This window comes from Amycolatopsis solani, from assembly GCF_033441515.1.
Lineage (GTDB): Bacteria > Actinomycetota > Actinomycetes > Mycobacteriales > Pseudonocardiaceae > Amycolatopsis > Amycolatopsis solani.
In genome coordinates this window covers 3564275-3590598 of sequence record NZ_JAWQJT010000001.1, presented here as the reverse complement: position 1 = coordinate 3590598, position 26324 = coordinate 3564275, and the positions used below count along the sequence as shown (strand labels likewise).

The following is a 26324-nucleotide window of genomic DNA, read 5'->3' as shown; positions in this document are numbered from 1 at the left end:
CGCCGAAGCGGAGGTCCGATGGGGAACCAGACACTGCGGTTGACGGCGCCGAGCGGCGGCCGGGTGACCGTCGGGCTTTCCACGCGGGCCCCCGTTTCCCACGTGGTCGCCGGCATCCGGTTCGTCGGCGGCTCCTACGGCACCGGGTTCCAGATCGGGTCGCGCGGCTACCACGACTTCGCCTGCACCCGCGTCGCGCCGGCCCGCACCCGCGACCGCCTGCTCGTGCACGGCCGCGAGGTCGTCGTGGCCGAGGCGCTCGACGGCCAGTCGTCCGTGGCCACCCTGCTCGGCGACTACCACGAGCTGATGACCGTGTACGCCGGCCCGGCGCCGCACCGCGACCGCGTGCTCGGCCTGTTCGGCTCGCTGCGCATCGAGGACCGCGTCGACGGCATGGCCGTCACGCCCCGGCCGGCGACCCTGCTCGACCCGGCCGGCGAGCACCTCGTGGTCGTGGTCCGCGACCACGGCTCGCTGTCCATCCCGGCGCCGCGCGAGGCCGCCGCGCTGCTCCCGGCGCACGCGGGCGCGCGCACGAAGCACGGCGAGGTGTGGAAGACGAACACCCGATCGTTCGTGCTCGGCTGCCCGGCCGGGGTGGCCGAGGTGCACCTCGCGGACACGGCGGCGACGACCGACCGGCAGCGGCTCGACTGGCTGGACGAGCTCGACGTCGGCTGGCAGCGCCGATGACGACGTCGACCGCGGTCCTGCTGATCACCTGGGCGGCGATCGCCGTGCTCTTCTTCGGCCTCGCCGCGGTCCTGCGCGAGGTGCGGCTGCTGCGCGGGATCGTCACCCGGACGTCCGACGGCTTCGTGGCCGCGCCGCCGGACGTCGATCTCGGGCCGCGGTTCGCCGGCCGGGTCGTGGCGGCCGTCGACTCCGGCTGCCCGCTCTGCCTGACCGTGGTCGACCGGCTCGCCGAGCTCGGCGCCGGGACGACGTTGCTGACCCACGAGCCGCCGTCGGCCTGGCAGGACCTGGCCCGCGGCCTGGCGGTGGTCTCGGACGCCGAGGCGTGGCGCTCGGTCTCGCACCTCTCGCCGCCGGTGCTGATGCTGGCCGACGGCACCGGCCGCGTCCGGCGGCTGCGGCTCCCGGTCCGCGCCGCCGACGTGGACACCACCCTGGCCGAATGGGCCGGTCCGACGGCAGAAGGGGATGTCGATGGCACTCGAGCCGGCGCTGATTCCGGAGCTTGACCGGGCGGAACCGGACGCGGTGCGCACGCTTGCGGGCACGAAGCTGCCCGGCGCCGGGACCCGCCGGACGTTCCTGCGGGCGGTGGCGCTCGGCGTGCTGACGATCGGCGCGACCGCGCTCGACTGGTCCGGTCTGTCCCGCCTGCGGAAGGCGAACGCGGAGTCCGGCCCGAACGGCATGCAGGGCTGGGACCGCACCGACTGCCGGGACGCCTACGCCACCGGCTACCCCGAACTGCCCGACACCAGCGGTGCCTACGTCAACACCTACGCCGCCTGCTTCGGCGGCTACTGGCGCGGCAGCACCTACTGCGAAGCGGGCTGGCACAAGTACGGCACGTGGAACGAGAACGGCGTGCAGGTCGACCACCAGCCGCTGTCCAACACCTGCGGGCAGACGATCGCCAAGAACGCGTGGCGGTGGACGACCCCGGACAAGAAGGTCTACCGCTGCTCGGACGGGTTCTCGACGTTCTGGGGTGACGGCGGCACCGGGCAGACGTACCTGACCATCTGCCGGGCCGAGCTCTGACCCGGCGCCGCTGGCACCCGCTGACCCTCGCCGCCGGGCTCGTCGCCGCGGCGCTGGGCGTGGCCGTGCTCGCACCGCCGGGCTGGCTGCTGCCGAGCGCGTGGCTCGTCCTGTGCGCGGCCGCGGGCTTCGCCACCAGCGGCTCCAGTTGAAGCCGCAACTCGGCCTCCGTGCTGAGCTCGCCGGTCTGGCGGGGCACACCGACACTGGCGTTCTGCGCGGGACTCGTCTGCGGGGGCGCCCTCACCGCCCTGGTGCTCGTGGTCGCGGGCTCGCTGCTGCGCGCGCCCCTGCCGGACGCGGTCCGCTGGGGCGTGGTCGCCGCGACGCTGGTGGCGGTGCTGCTGCGCGAGACCGGCGTGTGGTCGTTCCGGCTGCCGGAAAACCGGCGGCTGGTGCCCGACACCGTGTTCCGGCTGGGACGGCACCTCGGCCCGCTGCAGTTCGGCTTCGAGATGGGCACCGGCGTCCGCACCTACCTGCCCAGCGGGCTGCCGTACGTCGCCGCCGTAGCCGTGGCGCTCACCGCGCCGCTGCCCGCCGCCCTGGCCGCGGGCGCCGGGTTCGGGCTCGGCCGGGCTCTGATGACGACGGCAAACGTCCGCTACGACCCCGACGGTGGCTGGGACGGCGAATGGCTGGCCCACCACCGGCTCCTCCGGTGGCTGACCTTCGCCGCCTTCGCCGTCCCGCTCGGCGCCGTCAGCCTGCTGTCCGCTACGCCCTGAGCCCACGCCGCCCGCCCGATGTGCCGCGGTGGTCGTGAGTGTTTAGGAGGGTTCTAACCCTCCTAAACACTCACGACCCTGCTGGCGACGTCCGGTACGCCCTGAGCACGGTCTGGGTGACGCTGTTCCCCTCGGTGTCGCGGGCCGTGATCCGCAGCGAGACGAAGCCGGCCGCCGGGTTGCGCACCACCGCCAAGCCGCCGTCGCCGATCCGGACGGCGTGCGCGTCGGCCCACGTCGTGCCGTCGTCCGCGGAGGTCTCGACCCGCAGGTCCGCGAGGCGGAACGCACCCGCGCCCGGCTGCCGCTGCGCCGTCAGGGACAGCGGGAACGGCCGGCCGGCGGGGGCCCGGCTGTCGTCGTCGAGTGCGCCCGCCGCCCGGACCACCATGAGCGGCGGCGGGACGGCCTCGCCGGTGTCGCGGAACGTCCAGGCCACGTCGACGCGGGTGCCGAGCACCGACCACGGCACGCTGCGCGTCGCGACCGACCGCAGGGTGAGCGGGCCGGTGCCCGGCGGCACGGTGAACGCGCCGAAGGCCGGATCGGCCGTGCTGCCCAGTTCCACGCCGTTGCGCGACAGGGTCGCCGTGCCGGTCAGGCCCACCGGGGGCGCGCTGTACTGCTCCGGGTCGCTGCCCGAGACCACCGGGATCGCGTACGTGAGCTGGTCACCGGCGCGCAGCACGCCCCACCCGTCGCGCGGCGCGCCGAACGCGGGCCCCACCGGGCCGCTGTTCCAGTCGGCGCGCTGGGCGCCGGGCCGGTAGGTCCGGTAGGAGAACTGGTTCTCCGAGTCGGTCAGGTCCGGCGGGTACACCGCGAGGATGTGCTGCCAGCTCACCGACGGCCCCGGCGTGTAGTACTCGGTCCGCCGGCTCGGCAGCGTGTGCGGCAGGATCTGGTAGGCGCCGCTGTCGGCGCCGGGGAAGCCGAACGACGCGTAGTCGACGCGCAGGCCGTCCGTGGTCCCGCCTTGGGTGCGGTAGCGGGCGTCGACGACGGCGAGGTCGCGGTCGCGCACCCGGAACACCGGGTCGGCGGGCACGCGGCCGCGTTCGAGCAGCGCCAGCTGGTAGACGTACGCGCCCGGATCGGCCCCCGGTTCGCGGGCGGCCAGCGTGGCCCGGAAGTACAGCGCGTAGGTGTGGTCGGTGACCGGGCGGCCGGAGCCGGCGGCGAACAGCTCGTTGCCCGGCTGGACGAGCCAGGCGAGGGTGCTGGTGCGGTCGCCCGCCGGGTTCCCCGAGACCAGGCCCAGCTCGCCGGACTGCAGGTGCGCGTCCGCGTGGTCGACGACCGCGCGCACCGGCTTGCCCGTGCGGGCGTCCAGCGTGAACGAAGTCCCGCCGGTGATCGCGACACCCGGCTTCGACAGCAGGGTCACCGCCTGGCCCTCGACGTCGAACGCGTTGAGGTCGTAGCTGCCCTTGGGCACCCGGACCACGGCGACGCCGTCGGCCCCGATCGGCCGGACACCGAACGCTTCCCCGGTGGTGGTGCTGACGAGCTTGGCGATGCCGGCGCCCGGCCCGCCGTTCCGGCCGGTCAACCGGACCGTGACGTCGTAGCTCTCCCGCTCGAGAGAGGCGCCGAACGCGGTCTGCACGGCGATCCCGGGCGCCGTCGCGCTCAGCCGGCCGAAGTGCGCGCTGGTCGCCGCCGCGGTGGGCCGGAGGGTGACGCCGACGTCGGCGGTGCCGTGCGCGGGGACCACCACGGTGGCCGCGGACGGCGTGAAAAGCCCGTCGGAGGTGGTCAGTGCGAGGGTGACCGCCGCGTCGCCGTCGTTGCGGTAGGTCACGGTCTTCGTCACCGGCGTGGTGTGCGGCCACGCGAAGAAGCCGTAGCTCAGGCTCCCGGTGGTGGCGGTGACCCGCTGGGTGACCGCGCGGGCCGCGTCCACCCGGCCCGCGCCCTGCCCCGGCACGTCACCGGTGGGCTGCGCGGTGCTGGTCAGCGCGGGCTTGAGCCGGCCCGCGGTCCAGTCCGGGTGTTCCTGCCGCAGCAGAGCGGCCACGCCGGCGACGTGCGGCGCCGCCATCGACGTTCCGGACAGCCGGGCGTAGTCGGCGTCGACCGGCGCCGCGTCGCCGTCGCGGGTGCCCGCGGCCCGCGCCGAGACGATGCCTTCGCCGGGTGCGGACACGTCGGGCTTGACCGCGTAGTCGCCGGCCCGCGGCCCGCGGTTGGAAAACGCGCTGGTGACGTCGGTCGCCGAGACGCTGCCGACCGCGAGCGCCGCGTCCGCCGCCGCGGGCGCGACGACCGGCAGCGGTTCGGGCAGGTCGAGCGTCCGGTCGTTGCCCGCCGGGGCGACGAAGAGGGTGCCGTACCGCGCGCTGAGCGCGTTCACCGCCTGGGACAGCGGATCCGTGCCGTCGGTCGCGTCGCCGCCGAGGCTGAGGTTGACCACGGGCACCTGCGGCGCGAGCCACTCCATCCCGGCGATCACCGCCGACTCCGGGCAGCCGTAGGACACGCAGACCTTGCCGCTGATCAGCCGCGCGTCCGGCGCGACACCCCGGTAGCGGCCCCCGGAGGCGGCACCGGTGCCGGCGATGATGCCCGCGACGTGCGTGCCGTGCCCGAGGTCGTCGCTCGCGTCCGGCCGCGTTCCGGTGAAGTCCCGGGCGGCCACGACCTTGCCCGCCAGGTCCGGGTGGTCGGCCTTCACGCCGGTGTCGAGCAGCCCGACGGTGACCCCGCTGCCGGTGTAGCCGGCCTGCCACGCGGCCGGGGCGCCGATCTGCGGCACGCTGACGTCGAGGGCCGGGGTGGCCAGGCCGTCCAGCCACACCTTGCCGAGGCCAGGCGGCAGCGTGCCCGGCGAAGCGGTGAGCCACGTCCAGAAGTCCGTGCCGCGCCGCCGGTCCTGGCGCACGGCCGCGCCCCGCACGCTGGGCAGGTCCCGGACGGTCGTGGCCGCCGCCGCGGCGGCTGGCCGGGCCCCGTCGGCGTAGGTCACGATCAGCGGCAGGCCGGGCTCGGGGTCGGCGAGGTGCTGCCGCAGCAGTTCGGAGACGTCGAACAGGCGCGGGTCGAGCCGCCCGGCGGCCAGCAGCGGCAGCGCGTCCGCGGGCACCACGGTGACGTCGCCCGGGCGGGCGCCGGTGCTCGTCTCGCGCAGGAAGCCGATCCCGGTGCGCCCCGGCCCGGGTTCGACCACGACCGCGGCCGGCCCGCGGGCGCCGGGCAGCACCCGCACCCGGTCGCCGGTGATGAGCGTGACCGACGGGCCGTCCGCCGCCGCGGGAGCCGAGCTCGCCACCGCCGGGACGGGGAACGCCATTCCGGCCGCCAGCGCGATCGCCACCGCCCGTTGTTTCCGACGCACGAGGAGCCTCCCCGAATAGAGATCGGAATTGCCACCGGTCGCGCTGCGAGCCCCCAAGACCCCATTCCGGCGATACCGTGAATGCGAGAGCGACCGGCTTCCGCACTTTACGACACAGGGGTGTGATGTCAATCACCCGCGGCGGTCGAAAAAGCGTCAGGGTTTGGTGAGTTCGGCTTCCGTCAGCGCGCGAACGACGTCGGCGCGCCGCTCGGGCGATTCGCGGACCGTCCGGCTCATCTCCACGTGCAGGAACACCGTGTCGTCCGAGGCGGCCATCTTGCCCTGGACGTTCGTCGTGCCTTCCAGGCCCTTGCACCGCTCTTCCCAGGCCCGGCACACGGCGAACCCGTCCGCGGTCAGCCGGTCGGCCGCGCGCCGGGCCGCGTCGCCCGCCACCGTGGCGCCCGACGAGAGCACGACGTCCGTCGATGGCAGGTTCTGGTCGTGGAAGCCGTGCAGCTGGACCTGCGCCAGCCCGCGCCCCGCGAGCGCGGTGGCGACGACGTGGAAGATCGAGTCCGTTTCGTGGGCGACGTCGGCCTTGCTGTCGTCCGCTTTGCGGTGCGCGCCCGCCACCAGCAGCACCGCGCCCGGCACGCGCCGGAACAGGTCGACGCCGAACAACTCGGTGCGCAGGTCGAACGCCGGGTGCGGCACCTCCACCACGAGCGACGGTGGGGCCGACCGGTCGATGACGTACATCCCCCACGCCCGGTCGGTGCCGGCTTCGTTCACCGCGATCGTGTACGGCCGCCCGGTCGCCGGGTCGACGCCGTCGTGCACCGAGAAGCCGAGCTTCTCGAAGTCCGCGGTGCCGCGGCGGTCCAGCACGGCGGCGAACCCGGCGGCCGCCGTACGACGTTCGTCGGATTTCGGTGAGCGGTACTCCTGGTCCGAGGACAGCCCGGATGTGAACTTCGTTACGAGGGAATCCAAACCGGCCTCCGGCACGGGCGGTGGTGGCTTTTCGTCACCGAGGACCAGCACCAACGTCAGGGCCAAACCCAGCGCGACGACCACGCCGGCCACGCTGAGCAACGTCCGAGGGCGGCTGATCACCACTCGGAGTGTACTGACTCCATCCGGTCGTCACCCCCAGCCGCCGTTTGTCCCACGATAGGGGGAGTTGTACCGTCACCGCTGACAACTTCGAGACCTTCACGTGACCCGAAAGAGTGGACCTTCCGCTACCCGCCCCTGGTGGCCGGTGACTTTCCGGGATCACATCGACCGAAAGGCCCTGGGGAGCCCCGGTGAACCGGCCACAACCGCACGACGATCGAGCCGCCCGGTTGCGCGCGCAGATCCCGGAAGCGGGCTTCCCGCGCGGCGTGGGGGTCGCCTCCGCGACGACGTTCGCGCTGCTGCTGCTCATCGCCGCCTTCACCGCGCTCTACCTGTCCACCGCGGGCCCGCTGTCCCTGATCCGCGCCGACGACCAGGCCGGCCGGGTCTCCGACGAGGTCACCGCGAGCCAGCAGCGCACCACCGCCGGGCTCGCGCAGAGCGTCGCGACGTCGGCGACGGCCGCCGCCGGTGACCTGCAGGTCGCGGCCGGCTCCGGGGTGTTCGACACCGCCGACGACGACGCGCTCCTCTCCCGCCTCGGCGAGACCTACGACGACTGGCGCGGCATCGCGGTCTACGACCTGGCCTCCCAGAAGGTGCTGGCCACGCGCGGCGAGCCGGTGCCGGTGGAAACGCTGCGCGGGGTCGCCATCGCGAACCTCACCGTCCGCCCGGTCGCCCGCCCCGGCGACACCCCGCTGGTGCTCACCGCGCTCCCGCTCACCGGCACCCGCGCCGGCAAGCTCCTCGTCGTCTCGACGGCGTTGCGCGGCACCGGCGGCGAGCTGGCCAAGGACACCCAGCAGCAGGTCCGGCTGGTCACCTCGGACGGCGCGGTGCTGCACACGCACGGCACCGACGTCGCCGCGACCGACCGGCCCGCCCAGGAGCTGCTCGCCCGCGCGTCCACCGCGGCCGCCGCGGGGCAGACCGGCGTCCTCACCGGCGAACCGGCGGGCAAGCGCGCCGCCGTCGTGTCCTACGCCCCGGTCTCGCCGTCCGGCACCGGCGGCAGCCTCGGCCTGGCCGTCGTCTCGTTCAGCCGCTTCCCGGTCGACACGGTGCCGGCCCGCTGGCCCGGCCTGATCCCCGCCGCCGCGCTGCTCGCGATCGCCGTCGCCGGGTTCGTCCTGCTGCGGCGCACGGTCGTCGCGCCGATCCGCCGCCTGCGCACCGACGCGCTCGCCGTGGCGGCCGGCGCGCTCGGCAAGCCGGTCCGGCAGTCGCGGATCCGCGAAGTCAACGGGTTGACCACCGCGGTGGAGCGCTACCGCTGCCGGTTGCGCCGTCGCAAGCCCGCCAAGCCGGTCCGCCCGTTCCTGTCCGCCCAGCTCGTCATCGTCCTCGTCGCGCTCGCGCTGCTCGGCTGGTCGGGCGCGGTCGCCGCGACGCTCGGGCGGCAGCACGCCGAAGTCTCGGCGACGACCCTGTCCGAGCACGGCGTCCGCGTCACGCGCTCGGCCGACACGCTGCGGCGCAGCCTCGCCGAGGGCCTGACCGACCTGCAGTCCGTCGCACGGCTCGGCCAGGGGAAGGAGCCGGACCGGTTGCGCGGCATGCTCGACCAGCTGGCCGGCAGCGAAAGCCGGTTCCGCAGCGTCTACGTCGCCGACGCGGACGGCTCGGTGGTGCTGCAGGCCGGGCGCGAGGCCCTGCGCGACCCCGGCAAGCTGCCCGGCGGTGAGGGGCTGCGCCAGCACAACACCAGCGGCCGCGTCCCGGTCGTCTACGCCTTCACGCCGCTGCCGGACTCGAAGAACGTCCTGGTCGGCGAGTACGACGTGCCGCGGATGGCCGCGCTGCTCGCGCCCGCGGGCGGGCGCGTCCGCGTCGTCGACGAGGGCAAGCGCACCATCGCCGACACCGAGGGCTACCTCGCCTTCGACGCGCTTTCGGACCCGGCGCTGATCAAGAGCGTCGACGCGGCGCAGTCCGGCAAGGACGCCCGCGAGACGACGCCGTCCGCGCTGGTCGCGGCGCAGCGCCTGGCCGACAAGGGCAACGCGGCTTCGCTGAAGTGGGTCGTCGTCGCCGAGCAGCCGATCGGCTCGCTCGGGCTCGCGGACAACACCGTGCGCTCGGGGGCGCGGGTGGCCGCCCTGCTCACCGGCGTTGTCGCGCTGATGCTGTTCGCCTGGCACTTCCTGGTGGTCGTGCGGCCGCTGCGGCGGGTCGGCGCGGAAGCCCGGCGGATCGCGGGCGGCGACACCGGCGCCGTCGTCTACCCGCAGCGGCAGGACGAGATCGGCACCATCGCCTCCTGCGTCGAGATCTGCCGCCAGGCGCTGACCGAAGGCCGGGTCCGGCTCGGCGAGGTCCGGCGCCCCACGGGCGCGGCGACCGACGAAACCGAGCTGATCCAGCGCATCGAGGTCGACGTCGAGCCCCGCCGGCAACCGGCCAAGAGCGACTACCTCAGCTGGCTGGACGGGGCCGGGGTCTGACGTGACGTTCCTCTACGTCGTGCTGGTACTGGCATCGGCGGCGATGCTGCTGGCCGGGATCGCCGAACAGCGCCAGCACTACAAGCACCTGCACAGCATCCCGACGCGGGTGCTGGTCAACGGCATCCGCGGCAAGTCGTCCATCACCCGGCTGTGCGCGGGCGCCCTGAGGGGCGGCGGGCTCGTGACCACGGCGAAGACCACCGGCACGGCGGCCCGGTTCATCCACCCGGACGGCAGCGAGGAGCCGGTCTACCGCAAGTTCGGCATCGCCAACGTCGTCGAGCAGATCGGCATCGTCCGCCGCGCCGCCGCGTACCGGCCGGACGCGCTGGTCATCGAATGCATGGCCGTGATGCCGGACCTGCAGGAGATCAACCAGAGCAAGCTGATCCGCTCGACCATCGGCGTGCTGTGCAACGTCCGCGAGGACCACCTCGCCGAGATGGGGCCGACCCTCGACGACGTCGCGCGGTCGCTGTCCCGGTCCATGCCGGTCGGCGGGATCTGCCTCACCGCCGAGCAGGACCGGCTGCACATCCTCCAGGACGAGGCCGCCAAGCGGGACTGCGAGCTCATCGCGGTCGACCCCGAATCGGTCACCGACGCCGAGATGCGCGGCTTCGGCTGGATCACCTTCAAGGAGAACGTCGCGATCGCGCTGGCCGTCGCGGACCTGCTCGGCGTCAACCGGCAGCTGGCGCTCGACGGCATGTGGGCCGCGCCGCCGGACCCGGGCGTGCTGCAGGTCCACCAGTACCGCGCCGGGCGCCGCCACCTCCGCTTCGCCAACGTCTTCGCGGCGAACGACCCCGAATCGACGTTGATGAACATCGACCAGCTCCGCGCGCAAGGTGCGATCGCCGACCCGCTGCACGTGATCATCAACTGCCGTCCCGACCGCGTCGAGCGCAACGGCCAGATGGGCGCGCTGATCCCCCGCATCGCGCCGGAACGCGTCGTGCTGATCGGCGAGCCGACGCGCAGCGCCCGCGCCGCGATCCCGAGCGAGTGGCACGACCGGGTCGTCGACCTCGGTGGCTCGCGCTCGCCGCGGGAGCTGCTGCGCGGGATCGTCGGCGGCATCGAGCGGCAGGCGTCGCTCGTCGCCATCGGCAACATCCACGGCCAGGGTGAACTGCTCATCGAGGAACTCGCGAAACTGGAACCGGTCGCCTGATGCTCACCACGTCCCTCGCCCCCGAGGTCGCCACCGTCGGGCTCGCCATCGGCCTGCTGCTGTCGCTGGTCTGCTACCTGACGACGAACCTGTCCCCCGGCGGCATGATCACGCCCGGCTGGATCGCGCTGACCATGGTCGAGGACTACCGGCGCGCGGCGATCATCGTGCTGATGACGGCGCTGACCTTCGGCGGCACGAAGGCGTTGCAGCGCATGGTGATCCTCTACGGCAAGCGGCTCTTCGCCGCGGTCGTGCTGCTCGGCGTCGTGCTGCAGACGACGTTGCTGATTTTCCTCCAGGCCGACTTCCCGCTGCTGTTCGTGCACCAGACGCTCGGGTTCGTGGTGCCCGGCCTGGTCGCCTACCAGCTGGTCCGGCAGAAGCCCGTGGCGACGATGCTCGCGACCGGCGGGGTCAGCCTGGCCAGCTACGCGGTGCTGATCAGCGGCGTGCTGGTCGGCCTGGTCCCGACGGTGTGAGGTGACGATGCGCAAGGCGGTCCGGATCAGCGTCCTCGCCGCGGTCATCGGCGTGTCCGGCACGGCGGCGGGGTACGTCGCCACGCAGGACCGGCCGGACATCACGGCCATCTCGGCGTCACCCGCGCCCTCGGGAGCGGCGGTCACCGGCAGCTACACCTACGACCGGCTCGACCACCCGGCCCGGACGATCGTGCGCGACGGCGCGGGTGCCCAGCTCGCGTCCTTCACCGACGGCTCCCGCACGGTCATGCTCACCGGCCGGTCGCGGACCTTCACCGAGCCGAAGTTCACCACCGCCGGCGTCACGACGACGGCGTGGATCCGGCTCGCGCCGCAGGCCTGGCAGGCGGGCGCGGAGAAGGAGCCGTGGTTCACCGACTGGCTCCCCAAGGCGGCCGCCGACACCGGCCCGGACGTCCTGGCGACGGCGCTGCAGTACACCGACGGCGCGGCCGACCAGGTCGTGAAGAAGCTGCGCGTGGCCGGGGACGCGAGCTTCGGCCCGGACAGCGCCGAAGGCCGGCTCGAGAAGTCGGATTTCTACGACTACCTGGGCATCGGCTGGGACTTCCCGGACGGCGTCCACGAGGCCGCGGAACCGCGGCGCGCCCGGTCCCTCGACTGCTCCGGGTTCGTGCGGATGGTCTACGGATACCGGGCGGGCTACCCGCTGCTCGGGACCAACACGAAGGGCCCCGGCCTGCCTCGTCGCGCCTGGGCACTGGCCGAGCTGGGGCCGGGCACCTCGCTGATCCCCGACCAGAAGCGGCAGGCGACGGACTTCAGCCCGCTCCAGCCGGGTGACCTGCTGTTCTTCAACCTGGAGCCGCAGCTCGGGCCGCAGGTCTCGCACACCGGCATCTACCTGGGCATCGACGGCGACGGCCACCACCGCGTGCTCTCCAGCCGCAAGGTGGCCAACGGCCCGACCTTCGGGGACGCGGGCGGGGTGTCGCTGATCGACGGGTCCGGGACCTACGCGAAGGCGTTCCGCACGGCCAAGCGGCTCTGAGCCACGCACGTCACCTTGACGCCGGGTCGGCCGCACCGGAGAGTGAGGCGGAACCCACGCGTCGGCAGGTGGAGGAACCCGGTGAGAGTCCGGGGCGGTCCCGCCACTGTCATCGGAGAGCGATCTCCGAGAGCCAGGAACTCCGGCCGGCGCGCCCGTCTACCCGGGGCGCGGACCCCGAGGAGGAACCTCGTGATCCTGCTTCTGTCCACTTCGGACACCGACCTGCTCAGCGCCCGTTCGGCCGAGGGCGACTACCGCCTGGCGAACCCCTCGCGGCTCGACGTCGCCGAGCTGGCGGGCCTGCTCGACGGCGTGCGCATCGTGGTCGTCCGCATCCTCGGCACCCCGCGGACCTGGCAGGAAGGCCTGGACAAGCTGCGGGCGTCGGGCGCGCACGTCGTCGTGCTGGGCGGGGAGCAGACGCCGGACGCCGAGCTGATGAAGCTCTCGACCGTCCCGATCGGCATCGCGGCCGAGGCCCACGCGTACCTCGCGCAGGGCGGCCCGGCGAACCTCACGCAGCTGGGCCGGTTCCTCTCCGACACCCTCCTGCTCACCGGCGACGGCTTCGAGCCGCCCGCCGAGCAGCCCGGCTGGGGCGTGCTCGAGCGGCCTTCGCGCGGCGAGGGCCCGGTGATCGGGGTCCTCTACTACCGGGCGCACCACCTGTCCGGGAACACGCAGTTCGTGCACACGCTCGCCGACGAGATCGAAGCCGCCGGCGGGCGCGCGCTGCCGATCTACACCGCGTCGCTGCGTACGCGCGAGCCCGAGATGATGGCCGAGCTGGCCACCGTCGACGCCCTGCTGGTCACGGTGCTGGCGGCGGGCGGCACGCGGCCGTCCGAGGTGGGCGCGGGCGGGGACGACGAGGCCTGGGACGTCGCCGAGATGGCCGCGCTCGACGTCCCGATCCTGCAGGCGCTGTGCCTGACCAGCGACCGCGAAACGTGGGCGGCGAACGACGACGGGCTGTCCCCGCTCGACGCCGGCAACCAGATGGCCGTCCCGGAGTTCGACGGGCGGCTGATCACCGTGCCGTTCTCGTTCAAGGAGCTCGACGAGGACGGCCTCCCCCGGTACGTCCCGGACGCCGAACGCGCGTCCCGCGTCGCCCGCATCGCGCTGGCGCACGCCCGGCTGCGGCACACGCCCCCGTCGGATCGCCGGATCGCGCTGATGCTGTCCGCGTACCCGACCAAGCACTCCCGCGTCGGCAACGCGGTCGGGCTGGACACGCCGGCGTCGGCGATCGAGCTGCTGCGGCGGATGCGCGAGCAGGGCTACGACCTGGGGCCGGACGCGTTCCCGGGGGTCGACCCGACCGGGACCGACCAGCCCGACGGCGACGCCCTCATCCACGCGCTGATCGCCGCCGGCGGCCAGGACCCGGAGTGGCTGACCGAGGAGCAGCTGTCCGGCAACCCGATCCGCGTCCCGGCCGCGCGCTACCAGGAGTGGTTCGAGGCGCTCCCGGCCGAGCTGCGGGAAGGCGTCGAGGAACACTGGGGGCCGGCGCCGGGCGAGCTGTACGTCGACCACGGGGACATCGTGCTGGCGTCGCTGCAGAGCGGCAACGTCATCATCATGATCCAGCCGCCGCGCGGGTTCGGCGAGAACCCCGTCGCGATCTACCACAACCCGGACCTCCCGCCGAGCCACCACTACCTGGCCGCGTACCGCTGGCTGGAAGAGGAGTTCGGCGCGCACGCCGTCGTCCACCTCGGCAAGCACGGGTCACTGGAGTGGCTGCCGGGCAAGACGGCCGGGCTGTCGGCGTCGTGCGCGCCGGACGCGGTGCTCGGCAACCTGCCGCTGGTGTACCCGTTCCTGATCAACGACCCCGGCGAGGGCGCGCAGGCGAAGCGGCGGGCGCACGCGACGATCGTCGACCACCTGATCCCGCCGATGGCGCGCGCGGAGTCCTACGGCGACCTGGCGCGGCTGGAGCAGCTGCTTGACGAGCACGCGAACATCGCGGCGATGGACCCGGCGAAGCTGCCCGCGATCCGCGCCCAGATCTGGACGCTCATCCAGGCCGCGAAGCTGGACCACGACCTCGGCATCGACGAACGGCCGCACGACGCGGAGTTCGACAACTTCCTGCTGCACATCGACGGCTGGCTCTGCGAGGTCAAGGACGCGCAGATCCGCGACGGGCTGCACGTCCTGGGCGCGGCGCCGGTCGGGGAAGCGCGCGTCAACCTGGTCCTGTCGATGCTGCGCGCGTCCCAGATGTGGGGCGGCAAGCAAGGTGCGGTGCCCGGCCTGCGGTCCGCGCTGGGCCTGAAGGAAGACGCGCCGATGTCCGAAGTGGACGCGGTGGAGAAGACAGCGCGGGAACTCGTGCAGACGATGGAAATGCGCGGCTGGGACGCCACCGCCGTCGCCTCGGTGGCGCCGGACGCCCAGGTCGCGAAGGTGCTTTCCTTCGCGGCGGAAGAGATCGTCCCGCGGCTGGCGGGCACCACCGCGGAGCTCGACTCGGTGCTGCACGCGCTGGACGGCGGCTACATCCCGGCCGGGCCCAGCGGGTCCCCGTTGCGCGGCCTGGTCAACGTGCTGCCGACCGGGCGCAACTTCTACACCGTCGACCCGAAGGCGATCCCGAGCCGGCTGGCCTGGGAAACCGGGCAGGCGCTGGCGGATTCGCTGCTTCGCCGGTACCGCGAGGACACCGGCGACTGGCCGCGTTCGGTCGGGCTTTCGGTGTGGGGCACGTCGGCCATGCGGACGTCCGGCGACGACGCCGCGGAAGTTCTTGCGCTGCTGGGTGTCCAGCCGGTGTGGGACGAGGCTTCGCGGCGGGTGACCGGCATCGAAGCCATTCCCCTCGCCGAACTGGGCCGGCCCCGGATCGACGTCACCATCCGGATCAGCGGCTTCTTCCGCGACGCGTTCCCGCACGTGATCACGATGCTGGACGACGCGGTGCGGCTGGTGGCCGGTCTGGACGAGCCCGCGGACCAGAACTTCGTCCGTGACCACGTTTCCGCGGACCTGGCCGCGCACGGCGACTCCCGGCGGGCGACCACCCGCATCTTCGGGTCCAAGCCGGGCGCGTACGGCGCGGGCCTGCTGCCGCTGATGGACTCCGGCAACTGGCGCGACGACAAGGATCTGGCGGAGGTGTACGCGGTGTGGGGCGGCTTCGCCTACGGCCGCGACCTCGACGGCCGCCCGGCGCGCGAGGACATGGAGAGCTCGTACAAGCGGATCGTCGTGGCGGCCAAGAACACCGACACGCGCGAGCACGACATCGCGGACTCGGACGACTACTTCCAGTACCACGGCGGGATGATCGCCACGGTCCGCGCGCTGACGGGCACGGCACCGGCGTCCTACGTGGGCGACAGCACGTCCCCGGACGCGGTCCGCACGCGGACGCTCGGCGAGGAGACGGCCCGGGTGTTCCGGGCACGCGTGGTGAACCCGCGCTGGCTGGCGGCGATGCGGCGGCACGGCTACAAGGGCGCGTTCGAGCTGGCGGCCACGGTGGACTACCTGTTCGGCTTCGACGCGACGGCGGGTGTCGTCGGCGACTGGATGTACGAAAAGCTGACCGAGTCCTACGTGCTGGACGAGGTGAACCAGGAGTTCCTGCGCCAGGCGAACCCGTGGGCGTTGCGGGGAATCGTGGAGCGGCTGAACGAAGCCGCCGACCGCGGGCTGTGGGAGGAGCCGGACCCCGCGCTCCTGGAGCAGATGCGCGAGGTCTACCTCTCGCTGGAAGGCGATCTCGAAGCGGAGTAGAAACGCCCGGGAAACGCGGGCCCGGGTTGGGTGAGCGGCATGATCACCGCCGCTCACCCGAAGACCCGCTCCTGGGCGCTTCCGCTCGTCTGCCTCGGCGCCGCCGTCCTCTACGCCTGGAAGATCGGCGACGGCCAGTTCGGCAACACCTACTATTCGGCCGCCGCGAAGTCGATGACGAGCGGCTTCACGAACTTCCTCTTCGGGTCCTTCGACCCGTACGGCGTCGTGACGGTGGACAAACCGCCGCTCGCGTTGTGGCCGCAAGCGCTTTCCGTGCTCGTCTTCGGCCACCACGGCTGGGCGCTGCTGCTGCCGCAGGTGCTCGAAGGCGTCGCGGCGGTGTTCCTGCTGCACCGGACGGTCCGGCGGTGGGCCGGGGAGAACGTCGCCCTGCTGGCGGCCGCGATCCTCGCGCTCACGCCGGTGACCGTGATCATCAACCGGGACAACAACCCCGACACCCTGCTCGTCCTCTTCCTCGTCGCGGCGGCGTACGCGCTCACGCGGGCGCTCGAGGACGGGCGCAAGTGGCTGTTCTGGTGCGCGTTCTTCGTCGGCTGCGGCTTCCTGACCAAGATGCTGCAGGCGTGGATCATCGTGCCCGCACTGGTCGCCGCGTACCTGGCCGGGACGTCCGGGCCGCTCCGGCGGCGGCTGCTGGACGTGCTCGGCGCCGGGGTCGTGCTGGTCGTGTCGTCGTTCTGGTGGATCGCGCTGTACGACTGGTGGCCCGGCGCGAAGCCCGTCATGGGCGGCAGCGCGGACGGCTCGGCGTGGGACCTCGTCTTCGGCTACAACGGCTTCGGGCGCCTCTCCGGCGACGGCGAGGGCGGCGGCATGATGATCATGCGCAACGGCGTGCGGACGACGTCGTCCTTCGGCGGCGATCCCGGGCCGGGGCGGATGTTCAACGACCTAGTCGGCGGGCAGATCTCGTGGCTGCTGCCGCTCTGCCTGCTCGTGCTGGTCGTCCTCGGCCGCCGGTGGCGTGACGCCGGCTGGCTGCTGTGGGGTGGCTGGCTGCTGGTGACGACCGCGGTGTTCAGCTTCGCCGGCGGCATCTGGCACCCGTACTACACGACGGCGATGGCGCCCGCCGTCGCCGCGGTCGCCGCCGCCGGGCTGGCACTGCTGTGGCGGCGGCACCGGCGGACGCTGCTCCCGCTCGCCATCGCGCTGACCGCGGCCTGGGCGTTCGTCCTGACGTCGCGGGACACGGCGTTCCACGGCTGGACGCGCTGGGCGGTGCTCGGCACGGCCGTCGCCGCGATCGCGGGCCTGGTCCTCGTCCGGAGCCGGCTGACGCTGGCCGCCGGGCTGGTGCCGGTGCTGCTCACCCCGGCCGTCTGGTCGTACGCGGCGGCGCAGAGCACGTCGGCCGGGACGCTGCCCGCCGCCGGTCCGGCGACCGGCCCCACGCCGCCGCCGTCCAGCGGACCAGGGCCCCGGTTGGTGCTCGCGGGCGGCGACGGCACGACGACGTTGACCGGCGAGCAACGGCGCATCCTCGACTACGCCGTCCGGAACGGCACCGAGATCAGCCTGGCGATCAACGCCGAGGCGGGGACGGTCGCGCCGTTCCTCATCGAGTCGGACGCGGTGGTGATCGGCATGGGCGGCTTCGGCGGCGGCGATGACGCGCCGTCGACCGCGCAGCTCGACCGGTGGCTCGCCGAGGGCAAGCTGCGGTTCGTGCTGAGCGGCTCGGGCGGGGGTCCGGTGGGCCCGCCCCGCAGTCCCGCGCAGGAGGCCCGCGGGCACTGGATCGAGCAGCACTGCGCGGTCGTCGACCCGGCCGAGTACGGCGGCCGGTCCGGCCCGGGGCGCGTCGACACCCTCTACCGGTGCTAACGGCGAAGAAACACCGCCGCGGCGATCATCGGGGCATGCGGGTCCTGGTGGTGGAGGACGAGCCGATGCTCGCGGACGCGATCGCGGAGTGGCTGCGCGAAGACGCCCACGCGGTCGACATCGCCCACGACGGCGGCGCGGCCCTCGACCGGCTCGCCGTGCACGACTACGACGTCGTCGTGCTCGACCGCGACCTGCCGGTCGTGCACGGCGACGACGTCTGCCGCGAACTGGTGGGCGCGGGGGTGGCCACGCGGGTCCTGATGCTGACGGCGGCCGCGGAGGTCACCGACCGCGTCGCCGGGCTGTCACTGGGCGCCGACGACTACCTGACGAAGCCGTTCGCGTTCCCCGAGCTGGCCGCGCGCATCCAGTCACTGGGCCGCCGCTGCCGCCCGGCCGCCCCACCGGTGCTGCACCGCTCGGGCGTCACCCTCGACCCGGCGCGGCACGAGGTGTTCCGCGACGGGCGGTACCTGCCACTGTCCAAAAAGGAGTTCGCCGTGCTCGCCGAGCTGCTGCGCGCCGACGGCGCCGCCGTGTCCGCGGAACACCTGCTGGAGAAGGCGTGGGACGAGCACGCGGACCCGTTCACCGGCGCGGTCCGCCTCACGATCCTGAAGCTGCGCCGCAAACTCGGCGACCCCCCACTGGTGGAGACGGTCACCGGCGTCGGCTACCGCCTCCGGTGAACCTCCGCCTGCGCCTGACGGTGCTCTACGGGGGCTTGTTCCTGCTGGCGGGCGTGGCACTGCTGGTCGTGACGTATTTTTTGTTCACCCGCCAGGTCGGCCGGCGGGTGGCGATCATCTCGGGTACCCCGTCCCCTGGCGCCCCCTCGCTGCCTTCCCTGGAGTCGCTGGACGCGCAGGCCCGCGAACTGCGCGAGGCGGCGGCGACGTCGTTGCTGACCCAGGGAGCGCTGGCCCTCACAGCGGTGGCCCTCGTGGCGGCGGCCCTGGGCTGGCTGGTGGCGGGCCGCGCACTGGCCCCCCTGCGCCAGGTGACGGAGACGGCCCGCCGCATCGCCGCGACCGCCGACCCGGGCGGCCAGGCGCGGATCGCCCTGCGCGGGCCGGAGGACGAGGTGAAGGACCTGGCGGACGCGTTCGACGTGATGGTCGAGCGCCTGGACCGTTCGTTCGACGCCCAGCGCCGCTTCGTCGCGAACGCGTCGCACGAGCTGCGCACCCCGCTGACGCTGAACAGGTCGGTGGTCGAGGTGGCAATGCACCGCAGAACGGCGTCGGCGGACGTCCGGGAGCTGGGAAGCAAGCTGCTGCGCATCAACGCCCGCCACGAGCGGCTGATCGGCGGGTTGCTGCTGCTGGCGAAGTCGGAGACCGCCCTGACCGAGCACGGCCCGGTGGACTTGGCGGCGCTGGTCGCCCACGTGACCCCACCGGAGGTCGCCCAGCACCTTTCCGAGGCGGCGACGATCGGCGACGCGCTGTTGCTGGAGCGGCTGGTGCACAACCTGGTGGAGAACGCGCTCCGCCACAACAACGAGGAGGGCTTCATCCAGGTGACCACGCGTTGTGCGCGTGGAGGCCGGGTGGAGCTGGAGGTGGCGAACAGCGGACCGGTGATCCCGCCGGCGGAGGTACCGGCCCTGTTCGACCCGTTCCACCGCCGGGCCCGGGTGGCCGCGGAGGGAGCGGGGCTGGGGTTGTCGATCGTCCGGTCGGTGGCGCACGCACACGGAGGTGAGGTGACGGCGAGGGCGCGCGAGGAGGGTGGGCTGGTGGTGGTCGTGTCGCTGCCGTCGGGGTGAGGATCCGTCGGGGGCCCCGCCTGCGATGTCCCGCCGCACGCCCCGCCGCGCCGACAGCACCCACCCCGCCGCGCGCCCACCCCCGCCGACAGCACCCGCCCCGCCGCACGCCCCGCCCCGCCGACAGCACCCGGCCCGCCCGCAGCACCCGCGCCAGCGACCCACGAACTCCCACCCCGCCCGGCCCCGCGGACAGCACCCGCGCCGCCCACCCGAGATGGCCGCTTCCCCGCCCACCGCACCCCGCCGCCGGGTCGCACTCGCGTCGTGCGTTGGCGCGTCGGCGGGTGCCTCACCCTTGTGTCGTCATTCCGCGGACAAATTTCGGATATCTCGGCGCGTTTCGCCCACGTTCGACAGCGGCCCACCTTTTGCGTCTTGACTTCGTCAATGGTCTAGTCCAATGATCTGTCCACCCTCGATCCCCACCGGGAGGACAGCTCATGCGCAAGAGCAGACTGGCCGCCATCGGGCTCGCCGCCGCCACTTTTGCCGCCAGTGCCGTCAGCCTTGTGCTCGGCGCTCCCGCGGCCACCGCGGCGTTGAGCAACAACTGGTACGCCGCGGCGCCTTACCTGATGCCCCAGAGCAACAACCCGCCCGATCCCGTCACCGTGATGAACGCGACCGGGCTCAAGGCGTTCCAGCTGGCGTTCATCCTGGCGCCCAACGGCGGCGGCTGCAGCCCCACCTGGGACGGCACCGACCCGATCTCCAGCGACACCACCGTCGCCGCCGCGATCGCGAAGATCCGCGGGGCGGGCGGGGACATCTCCGTCTCCGTCGGCGGGTACGGCGGTACGAAGCTCGGCCAGACCTGCGGCACGGTCGCCGCGACGGCGGCCGCCTACCAGCAGGTCGTCACGAAGTACTCGCTCAAGGCCATCGACTTCGACCTCGAAGAGCCCGAGTACGAAAACACCGCCGCCATCGCGAACGAGCTCGGCGCGGCGAAGACGTTGCAGGCCAACAACCCCGGCCTCTTCGTGTCGGTGACCATGCCGGGCACCGCGGCCGGCACCGGCTGGTTCGGCACGCAGCTGATCGACCAGGCGAAGTCGATCGGGTTCACGCCCAACAACTTCTCGATCATGCCGTTCGACGGCGGCTTCAACGGCGGCTCGTCGCAGGTCTCGGCGCTGGAAGCCCTGCACGGACTGCTGATGTCGCACCTGGGCTGGGACAGCGCGACCGCGTACTCGCACGAGGGTTTCTCGGGCATGAACGGCAAATCGGACGCGTCCGAGATGTTCTACACCGCGGACTTCCAGACGGTGTACGACTACGCGACCAGCCACGGCCTCGGCCGCTTCACGTTCTGGTCGGTCAACCGCGACCGCGCCTGCGTCGGGACGACCGACAACGGCGTCTGCAGCAACGTCCCGCAGAACGACTGGGACTTCACGAAGTTCAGCGTCCGCTTCGCCGGAGCGACGCCGCCCCAGACGACGCCGACCCCGCCGACCACCACGACCCCGACCACCCCGGGCGGCGGCTCGTGCACCGCGGCCGAGTGGGACCGGACGAAGGTCTACGTCAAGGACAACGTCGTTTCGCACAACAGCCACAAGTGGACGGCCAAGTGGTGGACGCAGGGCGAGGAGCCCGGCACCACCGGCGAATGGGGCGTCTGGCAGGACAACGGCGCCTGCTAGTGGCCCGGGAAGTCGAGGTGGGTGTTCTCGCGCTGGACCTCCGGGGTCAGCGCGGGCACCTCGACGACGTGCCGCCCGGCTTCACGCAGCAGTTCGGTGCCCTGCGCGTCGACGAAGACCGGCGGCTCGCGCCACGCGAACACGACGCGCGGGATCCCGGCGTCGAGGATCAGCTGCGTGCAGCTGCGCGGGTGCGAGCTCCGGTTGCTGCACGGCTCCAGTGAGCTGTACACGGTCGCCCCGGCCAGGCGCGGGTCGCCGGCGCACTTGGCGAGGGCGGCTTCTTCGGCGTGGTTGGCCGGGTCGCCCTCGCCGGAGTGCCCGGTGGCGATGACTTCGCCGTCCGCATCGGTGATCACGGCCCCCACCCGGAAGGTGTGGCTCGGCGGGCACTCGGCGGCGAGCGCGATGGCTTCCTTGAGCCGCCGGACGTCCCGCCCGCTCGGCTCGGCCGCGGCGCGGTATTCGAGGATCGCCATCCCCTGCAGCTCCCGCGCGCCGACCAGGGTGAGCGGCCGCGGGTAGCGCCCGGGCCCGACGAACCGCGGCGCGCCCGGCTGCCCCACGAAGAACGGCGCGATCGCGAGCCGCAGCTCGTCGGCGAGTCCTTCGGTGAGGAACCGGGTGTGGATGCCGCCACCGCCTTCGACCAGCAGCTTGCGGATGCCGCGCTGCCCGAGGTCGTCGAGGACGCGGCCGAAGTCGGGCGGATTCCCGGCGTCCACGACGGTGGCGACGCGCTTGAGATCGTCGGCCGCTCCCGGTGGTGCATAGACGATCTTTTCGGTGTCCCCCACGGTGAAGAACTGTGCGTCCGGGTCGAGACCGCGGGTGGTCACGGTGACTTTGACGGGCTGCTCCGGCTTTCCCTGGTCCAGCCGGCTGCGCCGCAGCTCGGGCGACCGGACGAGCAGCCGCGGGTTGTCGGCCCGCACCGTGCCCGCGCCGACGAAGATCGCGTCCGCCTCGGCCCGCAACCGGTCCACGACGGCGAAATCGTCCTCTGTGGACAGTACGAGCCGCTCGGGCGAGGTGTCGTCGAGGTAGCCGTCGAGCGACTGCGCGGCGGACAGCAGGACGTGCGGCCGGGAGATCACCCGGCCCAGTATGCCGTAACGCCTTCGGCCGCCCGGGCGTCCTACGACGTATCCCTGTCGAGCCCATCCCCACGGAGCTGCGGAACATGACGACGCGAGGCTGGTACAAGGAACGGACCCTCACCACGGTCGACACGGTCGGCCGCGAGGTGTCGGTGACCACCGGACTCACCCGCGACCCCGAAGGCCGCCTGGTCGCGGCGATCGCGATCAGCGACGGCCCGACCGCCATCTACCGCCACTCCGCCGACCAGGACGACCGGACGGAACTCCTGACCAATGTCACCGAGACGGTCAAGGAGCTGAAGAAATTAGCTCACGTTCCACCCAGGTAGGGTCCGCGGCCCGGAACCGGCCGAGCAGCTCCTGCCCGGCCGGCGAGCCCGGTCCGCGCGCCGCCCACGACGCCGGGCACGTCGTGGAGCGGCAGGCGCGCGCTCAGGCCGGCAGGACCGCGTACTGGCGGACGTAGAGGTCCGTGTACGTCACCGGGCCGCGGGGACCGGGCACCTTGTCCAGGTTGATGCCGGTTTCCGGGACCGCGAGCAGCTTGAAGCCGTCGAGGAGCCGGGTCGGGGCGTTCCAGAAGACGCCCGTGCCGGTGTAGCCGTCGAAGAAGGCGTCGGCGGCCGACTCGTCCTCGGTGGCGATGCCCGCGGCCAGGCCCGACGTCTGCTCGTTGGCGATCCCGACCGCGTCGGCGAGCGCGCCGACCTTGGCCACCGTGACGGTCGCCTCGCGGTCGGAGTCCAGCGCCCACTCGTAGCCGATGGCGTGCTCGTGCGGAGCGAGCGACGGCGTGACGCCCCGCTCGGCCAGCGCGTCGGAGATCGACGGCCAGACCTCGTCGTGGATGTCCTCGTGGATCAGCAGCAGGTTCAGCCGGTTGCAGACCCCGAGCCGGTCGAGGCTGTTGTAGACGAGGTCACGCGCTTTGGTGACGTCCGCGCCGCGGTCGACGTACAGCACGCCGCCGCCGTCGGCGTGGGCGAGCGTGCCGACGCCGTGGACGGCCGCCTCGGTGGCGAGGGCCCGGGTGCTGTCGCCGCTGCCGCGCAGGATCACCAGCGGCACCAGGTTCGGCAGCCGGACCAGCGCGGACGCCGCCTCCCGCTCCACCCGCGGCACCAGCTGGACGCAGTCGGCGTCGATGCCCGCCTCGGTGAGCGCGGGCGCGATGACGACCTCACGCAGCCGCTGCGCCGAGCCGAGCGCGGCCGAGCCGGTGCGCAGCACGCCGCCGTTGCGCGACTTGACCAGCTGCGACGCCACGTCGACGGTCACGTTCGGCCGCGCCTCGTAGTTCGCGCCGATGACGCCGACCGGCCGCCGCCGTTCGACCAGCCGCAGCCCGCCGTCCAGCGTGGACACCTCGACCGAGCGCTCCTGGTGCGGCGCGCCGGCGAGCAGCCGCAGCTGCTCGGCCATGCCGGTGAGGCGCTCGGGGGTGATGGTGAGCCGGTCGAGCAGACCGGCGCTCATCCCCTCGGCCTTCGCGCGCTCGACGTCGGCCCGGTTCGCCTCGAGGATCTCCTCGCGGTGCGCGAGCAGCCGCTCGGCCATCCCGGTCAGCGCGGCGTCGACGGCCTCGGCGGAAGCGGCGGCGAGCGACGGCGCGGCCAGCTTCGCCGCCCGTGCGCACTCCTCCACGGCCTTGGCGACCTCGTCCATCGTTCGTCTCCCTCCGCGCGGACCAGCGAGAGACCAGTTTGCCGCATGGGCTCGCTCAGGTGGCCACGGGCTCCAGGAGCCACAGCCCGCCGGCGATCAGGCAGCTGACCGTCGCCACGGCGAAGACCAGCACCCACAGCACCGGCGGCACCGCGGTGAGCCGGCCCAACTGGTCGGCGTCGGAGTCCCGCGCCTGGCCACGACGGCGTTTGGTCTGCAGCTCGATCACCGGCCGCACGCCCCCGAACAGCAGGAACCACGTCACCAGGTAGCCGAACGGCGCCTGCACCTCGACCGGCGCGACGAACGCGACCAGCGCGAGCACGAAGGCACTGGCGACGACGGTGAACACCCCGTAGGCGTTGCGCACCATCACCAGGACACCGAGCAGCAGCAACGCGATCAGCACGAGCACGCTGCCGACCAGGTCGTTGCCGAGCAGGCTGGCGAACAGCAGCCCGAGCACCGAGGGCGCGAGGTACCCGGCCATCGCGGTGAACGCCATCCCCGGCCCCTCGGGCTTGCCGCGCGAGACGGTGACGCCCGAGGTGTCCGAGTGCAGCTTGATGCCCTGCAGCCGCCGCCCGACGAGCACGGCGGCCAGTGCGTGCCCGGCCTCGTGCACGATCGTGACGACGTTGCGCGCCAGCCGCCACGGCGTACCGCCGATGAGCACGACCAGCAGCGCCACACCGCCGGCGACCAGGGTGATCACGGCAGGCGTCTGAGCCTGTTCGAGCAGCGAACCGGCCGATGAGGTGCCGGTGGCGGCCGTCCGGAGGGCTGACAGGGCGTCACCGGCCGGGCCGCCGAGCGCGAGAGGAACGGGCGAACTCACCCGGATACCTCACCACAGGCGACATCTGGCTACGGTGAGTCCCCGCCGAACGCGGTTTCGCGGGCTCCGGTAGTGGGTCGTGATGATCTCCTTTCCGCCGGTCGTGGTCGAGGGAGAGCGATGGACAGGTTCGAGACGAAGAGCTTTGCGCTGATGCCCGGCCAGCGAGTCGAGGCCACGATTCTCAGCCACCACCCGTGGGGGGTGCTCGCCGAAATCACCGGCCACGAGGACGACGGCCTGTCGGCCTCGATCGACATGATCGAGCAGTTCGCCTCGCGGACGAGCAGCCACGAGGAACTGCTGGCGCTCTTCCCACCGGTCGGTTCGCGGGTCGACGCGGTGGTCCAGCAGGTCAATCAATGGCTCCCGCCGGTGTCGGTGCGCCTCGGCATCCGCGCGTCGGACCTGGCGACGTCGACCTGGTCCTGCGACTTCTGCGGGGAACGCACCACGCTGAGCCCCGGCGGTGACGCCCTCGTCCTCGACGCGCGCAGCAACAACGGTCCGGGGAGCTGCAGCATCGTCGTGCACCGGCACTGCCTGGCCGAGCGGATCCGCCCCGAGAACGTCGGTGAGCGGGCACGGGCGCTCGAGCTCGGTGAGCGCGACTGGGGTTCTCCTCCTCTCGGATGAGACGGGGTTCGGGCGGTGGGCGAACTGCGAGCTCAGGTCATCGGGACTCCCTCAGCCGGGCCTCGCCTTCGACGCGGAACAGGAACGACACCCAGCTCCGGAAGGGGGCCCATGCTTCCGCGATCTCCGCCAGCTCCGGCACTCCCGCTTCCGGCAGGTGGTAGGCGTCGCGCATGATCTCGTGGAGGCGGCCTTCGTCCTGGGGGAAGATGTCCGGGTGGCCGGCGCCGCGGATCAGGATCAGCTCCGCGCTGAAGCGGCCGATTCCCGGGAGCGTCCGCAGCTGTTGCAGGGCCTCGTCCGCGGACATCGCCCGCAACGCCGCCGCGTCCAGCGCGCCCGCGGCCGCCGCTTCGGCGATGCCTCGAAGGCGCTGCACCTTCTGGCCCGACAGGCCCGGCATGAACTCCAGCTTCGCCAGGACCGCCGGCGCCGGGAACGACGTCAGCCTGGTGCCGCCGACGTCGAGCTCCGTGCCGTGGCGTTCCGTCAGGCGGCGGCGCAGCCGGACCGCCTGGGTCATCCAGACCCGGTGGCTGAGCACCGCCCAGCACGCCGCTTCGTACGGCGACGCGAACAACACCGGGCGCAGGCCGGGGTGCAGCTGCTGCAGCAGGGACACCACCGGGTCACGGGCGCCGGCCACCGGGAACGCCGACCCGTCGACGTCCAGGGAGCACATCCGCCGCACCTGGGTCAGAACCGCCTCGGCGTGTTCGGGCGGGCCGTGCACCGCCACCGCCACTTCGCCGGGCGATCTCTGCCGCAGCACCGCTCCCACCGGCGTCCACGCGCCTTCGAGCGGGAAGGCCACGCGCAGTGCGCCCGCCTCCGCCGCCGGTTGCCCGGCCGGCGCGAAGCCGGTCAAGAAGCGGGCCGCCGCGGCCAGGTCGAACTCGCCTCGCACCGTGATCTGGCTGTCCAGCAGGGAAGTCGTCATCTTGTCCTCCTCGGATCGGAACCTCGCCTGCGACGCTAGGGAGGACCACCGACAATTCCGGGACTCGAACGCCTGATCCCGACTCTTGTTCACCCGATCGAATACC

Annotated in this window: 21 protein-coding genes and 1 riboswitch; of the genes, 15 read left to right on the top strand and 6 right to left on the bottom strand. The window is 73.0% G+C overall.

Annotated elements, in window-relative coordinates:
• Positions 1-18: 18 nt before the first annotated feature.
• The 4 genes from SD460_RS17120 (at position 19) to SD460_RS17105 (ending at position 2468) form a co-directional block, all read left to right on the top strand.
• The gene (locus SD460_RS17120) at positions 19-696 is read left to right on the top strand and encodes a hypothetical protein (RefSeq protein WP_290058384.1); all 678 of its coding nucleotides are present in this window, start codon (positions 19-21) and stop codon (positions 694-696) included.
• A complete protein-coding gene (locus SD460_RS17115; protein ID WP_318306365.1) occupies positions 693-1208 on the top strand; it encodes a hypothetical protein in 516 nt (171 codons plus the stop codon). The genes SD460_RS17120 and SD460_RS17115 overlap by 4 nt, the downstream gene beginning before the upstream one ends.
• On the top strand, positions 1174-1740 hold the full coding sequence (locus tag SD460_RS17110) for a hypothetical protein (protein WP_290062497.1): 567 nt from the start codon (positions 1174-1176) through the stop codon (positions 1738-1740). Before SD460_RS17115 ends, SD460_RS17110 begins: the two co-directional genes overlap by 35 nt.
• A gap of 170 nt (positions 1741-1910) precedes the next feature.
• On the top strand, positions 1911-2468 hold the full coding sequence (locus tag SD460_RS17105) for a hypothetical protein (protein ID WP_290062496.1): 558 nt from the start codon (positions 1911-1913) through the stop codon (positions 2466-2468).
• A gap of 70 nt (positions 2469-2538) precedes the next feature.
• Here the strand turns inward: SD460_RS17105 and SD460_RS17100 are convergent, their stop codons facing one another.
• Together SD460_RS17100 and SD460_RS17095 are read right to left on the bottom strand one after the other, a co-directional pair.
• Positions 2539-5805: a S8 family peptidase gene (locus tag SD460_RS17100; RefSeq protein ID WP_318306364.1), complete on the bottom strand. Its 3267-nt coding sequence runs from the start codon at positions 5803-5805 to the stop codon at positions 2539-2541.
• Positions 5806-5961: 156 nt separating this feature from the next.
• Positions 5962-6867, bottom strand: coding sequence for a hypothetical protein (locus SD460_RS17095; protein ID WP_290060708.1), 906 nt, complete (start codon positions 6865-6867; stop codon positions 5962-5964).
• Between the two features lie 194 nt (positions 6868-7061).
• Here SD460_RS17095 and SD460_RS17090 point away from each other — a divergent pair, with 194 nt between their 5' ends.
• The 9 genes from SD460_RS17090 (at position 7062) to SD460_RS17050 (ending at position 21036) form a co-directional block, all read left to right on the top strand.
• Positions 7062-9320, top strand: coding sequence for a HAMP domain-containing protein (locus SD460_RS17090; RefSeq protein WP_318306363.1), 2259 nt, complete (start codon positions 7062-7064; stop codon positions 9318-9320).
• Between the two features lies 1 nt (position 9321).
• Positions 9322-10500, top strand: a complete 1179-nt coding sequence (gene pgsB / locus SD460_RS17085) for a poly-gamma-glutamate synthase PgsB (protein WP_290060703.1) — start codon at positions 9322-9324, stop codon at positions 10498-10500.
• Positions 10500-10982, top strand: a complete 483-nt coding sequence (locus SD460_RS17080; protein ID WP_290060702.1) for a poly-gamma-glutamate biosynthesis protein PgsC/CapC — start codon at positions 10500-10502, stop codon at positions 10980-10982. Before pgsB ends, SD460_RS17080 begins: the two co-directional genes overlap by 1 nt.
• A gap of 7 nt (positions 10983-10989) precedes the next feature.
• Positions 10990-11997, top strand: coding sequence for an NlpC/P60 family protein (locus SD460_RS17075; RefSeq protein WP_290060710.1), 1008 nt, complete (start codon positions 10990-10992; stop codon positions 11995-11997).
• Between the two features lie 49 nt (positions 11998-12046).
• A riboswitch (cobalamin riboswitch) is annotated at positions 12047-12158 on the top strand.
• 31 nt (positions 12159-12189) lie between these two features.
• Positions 12190-15753, top strand: a complete 3564-nt coding sequence (gene cobN / locus SD460_RS17070) for a cobaltochelatase subunit CobN (RefSeq protein WP_290060701.1) — start codon at positions 12190-12192, stop codon at positions 15751-15753.
• A gap of 39 nt (positions 15754-15792) precedes the next feature.
• Positions 15793-17607 (top strand): ArnT family glycosyltransferase, encoded by a 1815-nt coding sequence (locus SD460_RS17065; protein WP_290060700.1) that lies wholly within the window; start codon positions 15793-15795, stop codon positions 17605-17607.
• 35 nt (positions 17608-17642) lie between these two features.
• Entirely contained in the window at positions 17643-18299 is a 657-nt protein-coding gene (locus tag SD460_RS17060) for a response regulator transcription factor (RefSeq protein ID WP_290060699.1), read from the top strand.
• Positions 18296-19381, top strand: a complete 1086-nt coding sequence (locus SD460_RS17055) for a sensor histidine kinase (RefSeq protein ID WP_318306362.1) — start codon at positions 18296-18298, stop codon at positions 19379-19381. The genes SD460_RS17060 and SD460_RS17055 overlap by 4 nt, the downstream gene beginning before the upstream one ends.
• A 443-nt stretch (positions 19382-19824) precedes the next feature.
• Complete coding sequence (locus SD460_RS17050) at positions 19825-21036, top strand: chitinase (RefSeq protein WP_290057111.1); 1212 nt, start codon at positions 19825-19827, stop codon at positions 21034-21036.
• Here SD460_RS17050 and SD460_RS17045 read toward each other — a convergent pair.
• The gene (locus SD460_RS17045) at positions 21033-22133 is read right to left on the bottom strand and encodes a dihydrofolate reductase family protein (protein ID WP_318306361.1); all 1101 of its coding nucleotides are present in this window, start codon (positions 22131-22133) and stop codon (positions 21033-21035) included. The genes SD460_RS17050 and SD460_RS17045 overlap by 4 nt on opposite strands.
• Before the next feature lie 86 nt (positions 22134-22219).
• Between SD460_RS17045 and SD460_RS17040 the strand changes: the two genes are divergently transcribed.
• Positions 22220-22468 (top strand): hypothetical protein, encoded by a 249-nt coding sequence (locus SD460_RS17040; RefSeq protein WP_290057108.1) that lies wholly within the window; start codon positions 22220-22222, stop codon positions 22466-22468.
• Between the two features lie 103 nt (positions 22469-22571).
• Here SD460_RS17040 and SD460_RS17035 read toward each other — a convergent pair whose 3' ends face one another.
• The gene (locus SD460_RS17035; protein ID WP_290057107.1) at positions 22572-23804 is read right to left on the bottom strand and encodes an aldehyde dehydrogenase family protein; all 1233 of its coding nucleotides are present in this window, start codon (positions 23802-23804) and stop codon (positions 22572-22574) included.
• A 55-nt stretch (positions 23805-23859) separates the two neighbouring features.
• Positions 23860-24642, bottom strand: a complete 783-nt coding sequence (locus SD460_RS17030; protein WP_290057106.1) for a M50 family metallopeptidase — start codon at positions 24640-24642, stop codon at positions 23860-23862.
• A gap of 120 nt (positions 24643-24762) precedes the next feature.
• Between SD460_RS17030 and SD460_RS17025 the strand changes: the two genes are divergently transcribed.
• Complete coding sequence (locus tag SD460_RS17025) at positions 24763-25278, top strand: hypothetical protein (RefSeq protein ID WP_290057105.1); 516 nt, start codon at positions 24763-24765, stop codon at positions 25276-25278.
• A gap of 37 nt (positions 25279-25315) precedes the next feature.
• Here SD460_RS17025 and SD460_RS17020 read toward each other — a convergent pair whose 3' ends face one another.
• The gene (locus SD460_RS17020) at positions 25316-26218 is read right to left on the bottom strand and encodes a DNA-3-methyladenine glycosylase 2 (protein WP_290057103.1); all 903 of its coding nucleotides are present in this window, start codon (positions 26216-26218) and stop codon (positions 25316-25318) included.
• Positions 26219-26324: the final 106 nt, after the last annotated feature.